Below are 6,860 nucleotides of genomic sequence, written 5' to 3'. Positions count from 1 at the left end.
GGGCCCCTACGAAGGAAGATCGCCGTGTGAAAGACGGGTGGGATGCCTTCGGCCTCACACGTGCGGAGCCAGCTTAGCGATCTTCCTTCTCCCCCAGAGAAACCACTCCACCCCATCGAGCACCTGGCAGGGTTGGGTTTCTGCTGGTAGGTAAGCGGGTTTCCTCGCTGCTCTCATCGAGTGCCTGGCAGCTTCGGGTTTCTGTTGGTAGGGGGCTTGGGTTTGCTCTCCACTCCTACCGGGCGCCTGGCCGGGCTGGGGTGGCTGTGTCAGTTGTGGGTTGCCAGGTGTTCGCGGGCTTGGGTGATGGCAGTGCGGATGTCGCCGTGGTGGGGGGTGCCGTGGCCGGGGAGCAGGGTGTCGGCTGCCAGGGGTTCTAGGGTGTTCAGGGCGGCGATGGTGGCTGGGTGGTCGTGGCTGAACATGGGCATGAGTAGTTGTGGGCCGCTTGTTTGGGAGGTTGGGTGGCCGGTGACGAGGGTGTCGCCGGTGGCTAGGACGCCGACGTCTGGCAGGTGGTAGCAGCAGTGTCCGGAGGTGTGGCCTGGGGTGGGGACCGGGACGGGGTTGCCGGGCAGGTCCAGTGCGCCGTCGTGGGGGAAGGGGGTGGCGGTGGGGATGCGGACATGCTTCATGGCGCCGGCCAGGGCTATTCGGATGCTCCAGGTGAGGAAACCGGGCCGCCAGAGGTTGGGGATGACGTCTAGGGGGCCTGCTTGCTCCATGTACTTGCCGTGGGCGAAGCCGACCTCGGGGGGTGCCACGTAGACGGGGATGTTGGTGCGGCGGAGAAGGGCGGGTATGGAGCCGATGTGGTCGACGTGGCAGTGGGTGATGAGGATGCCTGCGACCTGCTCGATGCGGTGGCCGATCATGCGTAGCGATTCCTCGACCGCTGGTAGGTCGGCGGGGAAACCCGCGTCGATCAGGGTTACCGCGTCGCCGTCGGTGATGAGGGTCCAGTTCACTGCGGTGCCGGTGGCGAGGTAGGTGTTGTCGGCTACCTGGGTGACGGTAGGCGTTTTCATGAGGTGCCTTTCAGGGCTAAGAAGCCGCCGGTTAGGAAGTCCAAGAGGATGTCGTAGTGGGCGGCCACGTCGTCGGATCGCACCTCGCCGTTGGTGAGGAGGTCGAGGCGGTGGGTGGGGGAGAAGAAAGTCAGCGTCGAGGTCACCATGAACTCGTACGCCCGGTGCAGTTGCGCTTCGCCGCAGTCGGGCAGGGTTTCGCGGAGCGTGGCGATGAACCTGGTGGCTATTGGGTTGTATTGGTCGGCGACGGTGAGCAGCACCCGCTGCCGGGCGGGGGTGAGCTGCGCGACCAAGCGGATGTAGTTGCGCCAGCCCTCGCTTTCGGCGCTGTGGACCAGGAAAGGGCGGGCGAACGCGTCGACGCACCACCGGAGGCGTTCGGCGGTGGTCGCCGACCGGGGCGGGTGGTCGAGCATGGCCGCGCGTTCGGCGTTGAGCACTTCGGCGCGGCGCAGGATGACCTGTCGGAACAGGTTCTCCTTCGTGCCGAAGGAGTCGTTGACCGCGGCCAGCCGCAGGCCCGCCGCCGCGGTGATGTCCCGGACGCTCACCGCGGCGAAGCCCTGGTCGGCGAACAGCTGCTCCGCGGTGTCCAGCAGCCGTTCGCGGACCAGCGCGCGGTTGCGTTCGCGGGTTCCCATCGGGCGGTCAGCTGATGTCGTGCCGGATGTCACCGATGCCCTCGATCGCCAGCTCAAGCCGGTCGCCGGGCCGCAGCCAGTGGCCGGTCTCCATGCCGCAGCCGCCCGGCAGGGTGCCGGTGCCGAACAGCTCCCCCGGCAGGAGCCGCTCGGCGCGCGAGGCGTGCGCGAGGACTTCGCCAAGAGAGTGTCGCATCCCGGCTGTCGTGGGTCGCGCTACCACCTCGCCGTTAATGCGCACGGTGCCCGTCAACCGGTCCAGCTTCGGCATTACCTCGTCGGCGGTAACCGCGGTGCTCGACAGGGAGCTGGCGAAGTGCTTGGCCTTCTGCGGCCCGAAGCCGCTGCGCATCTCCGGCATCTGCACGTCGCGGGCGCTTAGGTCGTTGAGGACCACGAACCCGCCGATCGCCCGCTCCGCCTGGGCCGGGGTGGCGTCCAGCAGCGGCTCCTTGAGCACGAACCCCAGCTCAAGCTCGTAGTCCAGCGCGCGGGTGTAGGCCGGGGTGCGCACCGGGGCGCCGCTGGGCTGGAAGGTCAGCGTGTTGCCCATGTAGTAGATCGGCTGGCGGTACCACAGCTTGTTCGGCCGGAACAGCGGGAACGGGCGGCGGGCCAGCTTCTCGTAGGCCGAGGTCGCCGCCACCGCCGCCGCGGGCCCGAACCGCTTCAGCCAGCCGCGGGCCGCGTCGATGTTGTGCCGCTCGAACAGCATGAAGTCGCGGAACGACACCGGCTGGAACGGCAGCGGGTCGCCGTCGTGCAGCCCCAGCTCCCATTCCGGCCGAAACGGCGACTCGAACCCCAGCGGGGAGTCGGGCACGGTCGTCCAGTCCCCGTCCCGGTGGACCTGCCAGTCGATGCCGCCGCCCGCCCGCACTCGCCGCACACGCATGCCGCCACCCTCCAATTTCGGAACAACTGTTCCGGAATCTAGTCCGCCCCGGCCTGGTGGGCAACTGGACATGCGGAGTCATACTGATCACCGCGACGAACAGGAGGTGGCCGTGCCCGTAGGGTTCCTGCTGGTGCTGGTGGGCGTCGCCGGGCTGTTCGCTGAGAAGACCGGGTGGTTCACCGAGGACAAGACCGGGCCGGCCACCGAGCACGTAGACGGGCTGTTCCCCGTTTCGGTCCTGCCTTACGTGACGGGCGCGTCGATCGGGGCCATCGCCATTGGCGCGCTGGTTTTCCTGGTCGCGGCCAATGAGGAGTGGGGCCTCGCGTTCTGGCTGTTCGCCCTTGCCTGCGTGGTGGTCGCCGAGCTGATTGTGGGGTGGCTGCCCCCTGGGCCGCACGCCTGGGTGGTCTGGATCGCGATCGGGACGGCCGTGCTCGTGGGCCTGGCCGGGATCATCGGACTCATCGGTGTCCTCGCCGACGAAGAAGGCCCGTACGCGGGCGGCTTGGCGGCGGCGGCGATCGGGCTCATCGGTCTGATCGTGCACGCCTTGTTCAACTTGGGGACCGGGTGGGAGCCTGCGGTCGGCATCACCGCCACCGCCCTGCTCACCGGCGGTCTCGCCGCGACACCGCTGGGCAGCGACTTCGACTCAGCCCTTGACGAACCGCCGCGCGCGCTCGGCGCTGTGGCGGGCGGGGGCGTGTCCCTGGCGGTGACGTCGCTGGTGGTGGCCGAGACCTTCGACGTCATCGGTGTGGCCTGGGTCCTGCTGGCCCTGCTGATCGTGCTCGGCTTCTTCGCCGTCGGGCCGGTGGTGGGCTACGGCGCGTTCAAAACCTTCTTCGCGGACCACTCCCAGAAGAGCGAAGACATCGCCATCGCGTCAGGCGGCATCTTCCTGCTCGGCGGTGCCTTCGGCACGTACTGTCTGCTCCTGCTCAACACCACGAACCAGCCAGGGTGGCTGGGCGTCACGCTCGTCGTGCTGTTGATCGTGTGCTACGTCGCGGCGGCCGCCGCGGGAGTGGTTTTCCTGCACGCGGCCACGCAGCCGCCCCCGGCGGCCCCGGAAACCGCCAAGGCCCCGCAAGCCGTCGTGGGCCAGAAGCCCGGCCAGAAGCCCGCACCGGCCCAGGTTCGGCCACCCGCGCCGGTCGTCGCCGTCGCCGTTCCCCAGGTCGAGATCAACGCGCGGCTGGCGCACCTGGCCACCCACCCCGACCGCGTCTACCGGCTGCTGCCCCGCAACTGATCAGCCCGCCAACGCGGCGGTGATCCGCTCGCGGTCCCGCGCGCTCGCCCGCCGGTCCAGCAGCAGGGCCCGCAGCAGGTGCTGGGCCTGGCCCGGCCGTCCGAGCTGGGCCAGTTCCTGGGCCGCGCGCAGCTTGCCGGACAGCGACAGCCCGCATTCGGTGAGCATCATCGCCATCAGCAGGCTCCACAGCCGGTCCGGGTCGTCCTGGGCGAGCACCGGGTCGATGTCCCAGGCCTTCGCCATCTCCGCGTACCACGCGCTGTCGTCGTCAAGAAGGTCCACGAACCGGCGCAGCCGCCGCCACGCCGCCGCGCCCCGCCCGGCCCCGACGACGGTGTCCAGGGTGGTCACGGCGTCGCGCTCGCCGAGGGTTTTGCCGATCTCGTGCACGCAGTGGATGCGCAGCAGGATCGGCAGGGTCCCGTTGGACGCCAGCGACGTCAACTCGGCCGCCACGTCGCTGTCCCGCTTGGCCAGGGTGACCAGGCCGGTGATGGCGTCGACCCGCACGTCGAGGTCGCGTGAGGCGTCGAGCACGTCGCGGCGCAGAGCCAGCCACTCGGGTGGCTGGAACGGCTCGGTCGGCACGGTCGGCTCGTGCGCCCGGTTGCGCACCAGCGCCAGCGTCGCCGCGTCGCCGCTGTTGTACTGCTTGGGCGTGGGCCGGTTCTTGCCGCGCAGCCTGCGGTTGAGCTGCTGGTAGATCGTGCCCATCGACAGCAGCTCGCCCGCCCCGGGGACGCCTTCGCGCAACAGCGTGATCAGCTCCCCGGTGAACGCGGTGTGCCGCTCGCCGGGCGGGGCGATCGAGGGCTGGGTGGCGGGCGACGAGGTCAGCGTGTAGACGCCTTTGACCTCCATCTGCTCGTCGGCGGTGCCCATCAGGCCGATCTGCTGCAGCGCCCGCCCCGAGTAGCAGCTGTCCAGGATCAGCACCCGGGTGTGCGCGGGGCTGTTGTGCAGCGCGGACCGGACCTGGTTGATCTGCCAGACGTTGTAGCCCGCGAACTCTCGCTCGGTGTTCTTCATGGCCAGCGACAGCAGGCCGTCCTCGTTGATCAGGCCGTGGCCAGCGAAGTAGATCAGCAGCAGGTCCTCGGCCTCCCGGGCGAGCCGCTCGATCTGCGCGGTGCGGTCGGAGGTCAGGTCGAGGAACGTGTGGCAGCGCTCGATGGAGCCGAGCGCGGGATCGGTGAGCGCCGCGGCCAGGTCGTTGACGTTGTTGCGCACCGAGGGCAGGTCGTCCAGGTTGGGGTCGTCGTAGTGCGCCGAGCCGACCAGGATGATCTGGGACCGGCTCGGGTCAGCCAGCCGCATCGGGGTCTTCTTGGTTGAGCGCCTCGGTGGCGGTCTCGATGAGCAGGCGGACGCTGTCCGGGTCGGCCTTGACGCGCTTGGTGTCGATGACCAGCTTCCGCTTGCCGATGGTCAGGTTGATCGTGACGTCCGAGCGCCGGTTGCGCAGCCAGGTCGTGACCGAGCCGATCAGCACCGTCATCGCACCGCCGCCGCCGACCGCGACGGTCAGGGTGTCGGAGAACGCGCCCATCTGGCCCGGTGCGGGGGCCTCTTGGCGCAGGCGCACCCGGCCGCGCAGCTCGTCTTCCAGTTTGAGCCAGTTGAGCAGGGAGCCGACAGCGTCGCCGGTCTCGTCTTCCACGGTCAGCAGGGCGTCCATGCGGGGAAACTTACCCGCAAGATCACTCAGGCGGGACGGCTGGCGAACGTTCGCCGGTAATCGGTCGGGGCGACGCCGACGAGTCGCTGGAAGTGGTGGCGCAGCAGCGCGGCGCTGCCGAACCCGCACTCGCGGGCCACCTCGTCCACGGTCATCGGCGTGTCCTCCAGCAGCCTGCGGGCGTGCAGGACCCGCTGCGTGGTGAGCCACTTGTGCGGGGTGGTCCCGGTCTCGGCGACGAACCGCCGGGCGAAGGTGCGCTCGGACAGGCCCGCGCGGCGGGCGAGGTCGGCGACGGTGTGCTCGTCGGCCAGGTGCGCCAAGAGCCACCGCATGACCGGTTCGAGGCTGTCGCTGCCGCATTCGGGGATCGGCAGTTCCACGAACTGGCGCTGGCCGCCGTCGCGCTGGGGTGGGACGACCATGCGGCGGGCGATGGCGGTCGCCGCGGCCGAGCCGAGTTCGCGGCGCACGATGTGCAGGCAGGCGTCGATGCCCGACGCGGTGCCCGCGCTGGTGATGATGTCGCCGTCGTCCACGAACAGCACGTCCGGGTTCACCCTGGCCAGCGGGAAGCGCGCGACGAGGTCGGCGACGTGGCGCCAGTGGGTGGTGCATTCGCGGCCGTCGAGCAGCCCGGCCGCGCCGAGGACGAAGGCGCCGCTGCACACCGACAGCAGGGTCGCGCCGCGCGCGCTGGCCGCGCGCAGGGCGTCGAGCACCGCCGCCGGGTAGTGGTCGCGGATGCCCGCGGCGGGGACGGTGACCAGGTCGGCGTCGGCGAGGCCGTCGAGACCGGACTCGGGGGTCATCCGCACGCCGACGCCGGTGGCGATCGAGCGGCCCGCGACCTCGCCGCACACCCGGAACTCGATGGGCGGCACGCCCTCGTCGGTCCGGTCGATGCCGAACACCTCGCAGACGACGCCGAACTCGAACGGGGCGACGCCGTCGATCACGACGGCGGCCACTGTCTTCAGCATCCCCGCACAGTAGCTGGCAGGATTTTGTCGCACAAGGTCAGAACTGCCACTGTTGGCAGGAAATGGCGCAGCGCAAACTTAGCGCCATGACTACCGCGCTTGTTCTCGCCGCACTATCCGCCCTGGTCATCTACGGTCTGGACCGCAACCACGCGCCCACCCAGCCGCGTCACCGGCCCGCCGGTAGCAGCGACGTCGAGGACCGCGACCTGGCCCGCGTCGCCGCCGAGGCGCGGACCGCCCGTCCGGTCGCGGGCGACCGGCGGGCCCAGGTCAGCGCCAGGAGGGGAGCCAGAGTTCGGCCTGCCAGCGCCATTCGGTGATGGAGTCGCCGTTGAGGATGGGCCAGAGCCAGACGAAGTTGGCCA

8 protein-coding genes are annotated in these 6,860 nt (G+C 70.0%); 2 read left to right on the top strand and 6 right to left on the bottom strand.

Annotated elements, in window-relative coordinates:
* Positions 1–269 precede the first annotated feature (269 nt).
* Genes ACZ6SD_RS32720 through ACZ6SD_RS32710 form a run of 3 tightly spaced genes read right to left on the bottom strand, consistent with a single transcriptional unit; the run spans position 270 to position 2,567 of the window.
* The gene (locus ACZ6SD_RS32720; protein ID WP_465320900.1) at positions 270–1,028 is read right to left on the bottom strand and encodes an MBL fold metallo-hydrolase; all 759 of its coding nucleotides are present in this window, start codon (positions 1,026–1,028) and stop codon (positions 270–272) included.
* Positions 1,025–1,672, bottom strand: coding sequence for a TetR/AcrR family transcriptional regulator (locus tag ACZ6SD_RS32715; protein ID WP_465320899.1), 648 nt, complete (start codon positions 1,670–1,672; stop codon positions 1,025–1,027). The genes ACZ6SD_RS32720 and ACZ6SD_RS32715 overlap by 4 nt, the downstream gene beginning before the upstream one ends.
* Before the next feature lie 7 nt (positions 1,673–1,679).
* Positions 1,680–2,567 carry a fumarylacetoacetate hydrolase family protein gene (locus tag ACZ6SD_RS32710; protein WP_465320898.1) on the bottom strand — a complete coding sequence of 296 codons (888 nt, stop codon included), beginning with the start codon at positions 2,565–2,567 and terminating at the stop codon, positions 1,680–1,682.
* 112 nt (positions 2,568–2,679) lie between these two features.
* Here ACZ6SD_RS32710 and ACZ6SD_RS32705 point away from each other — a divergent pair, with 112 nt between their 5' ends.
* Positions 2,680–3,828 (top strand): hypothetical protein, encoded by a 1,149-nt coding sequence (locus ACZ6SD_RS32705; RefSeq protein WP_465320897.1) that lies wholly within the window; start codon positions 2,680–2,682, stop codon positions 3,826–3,828.
* Here ACZ6SD_RS32705 and ACZ6SD_RS32700 read toward each other — a convergent pair whose 3' ends face one another.
* Genes ACZ6SD_RS32700 through ACZ6SD_RS32690 form a run of 3 tightly spaced genes read right to left on the bottom strand, consistent with a single transcriptional unit; the run spans position 3,829 to position 6,492 of the window.
* Positions 3,829–5,148 carry a caspase family protein gene (locus tag ACZ6SD_RS32700; RefSeq protein ID WP_465320896.1) on the bottom strand — a complete coding sequence of 440 codons (1,320 nt, stop codon included), beginning with the start codon at positions 5,146–5,148 and terminating at the stop codon, positions 3,829–3,831.
* Positions 5,135–5,509: an effector-associated constant component EACC1 gene (locus ACZ6SD_RS32695; protein WP_465320895.1), complete on the bottom strand. Its 375-nt coding sequence runs from the start codon at positions 5,507–5,509 to the stop codon at positions 5,135–5,137. Before ACZ6SD_RS32695 ends, ACZ6SD_RS32700 begins: the two co-directional genes overlap by 14 nt.
* Positions 5,510–5,535: 26 nt before the next feature.
* Complete coding sequence (locus ACZ6SD_RS32690) at positions 5,536–6,492, bottom strand: helix-turn-helix domain-containing protein (protein ID WP_465320894.1); 957 nt, start codon at positions 6,490–6,492, stop codon at positions 5,536–5,538.
* A gap of 86 nt (positions 6,493–6,578) precedes the next feature.
* Between ACZ6SD_RS32690 and ACZ6SD_RS32685 the strand changes: the two genes are divergently transcribed.
* Positions 6,579–6,815, top strand: a complete 237-nt coding sequence (locus ACZ6SD_RS32685; protein ID WP_465320893.1) for a hypothetical protein — start codon at positions 6,579–6,581, stop codon at positions 6,813–6,815.
* Positions 6,816–6,860: the final 45 nt, after the last annotated feature.

The organism is Actinokineospora sp. NPDC051303, from assembly GCF_055586285.1.
This window is presented reverse-complemented; position numbering and strand designations above follow the sequence as displayed.

Excerpts from the sequence above, each read along its gene's own strand:
- ACZ6SD_RS32720 (WP_465320900.1), bottom strand. The coding sequence starts at position 1,028 with ATGAAAACGCCTACCGTCACCCAGGTAGCCGACAACACCTACCTCGCC.
- ACZ6SD_RS32695 (WP_465320895.1), bottom strand. The coding sequence starts at position 5,509 with ATGGACGCCCTGCTGACCGTGGAAGACGAGACCGGCGACGCTGTCGGC.
- ACZ6SD_RS32685 (WP_465320893.1), top strand. The coding sequence starts at position 6,579 with ATGACTACCGCGCTTGTTCTCGCCGCACTATCCGCCCTGGTCATCTAC.
- ACZ6SD_RS32700 (WP_465320896.1), bottom strand. The coding sequence starts at position 5,148 with ATGCGGCTGGCTGACCCGAGCCGGTCCCAGATCATCCTGGTCGGCTCG.
- ACZ6SD_RS32710 (WP_465320898.1), bottom strand. The coding sequence starts at position 2,567 with ATGCGTGTGCGGCGAGTGCGGGCGGGCGGCGGCATCGACTGGCAGGTC.
- ACZ6SD_RS32715 (WP_465320899.1), bottom strand. The coding sequence starts at position 1,672 with ATGGGAACCCGCGAACGCAACCGCGCGCTGGTCCGCGAACGGCTGCTG.
- ACZ6SD_RS32690 (WP_465320894.1), bottom strand. The coding sequence starts at position 6,492 with ATGCTGAAGACAGTGGCCGCCGTCGTGATCGACGGCGTCGCCCCGTTC.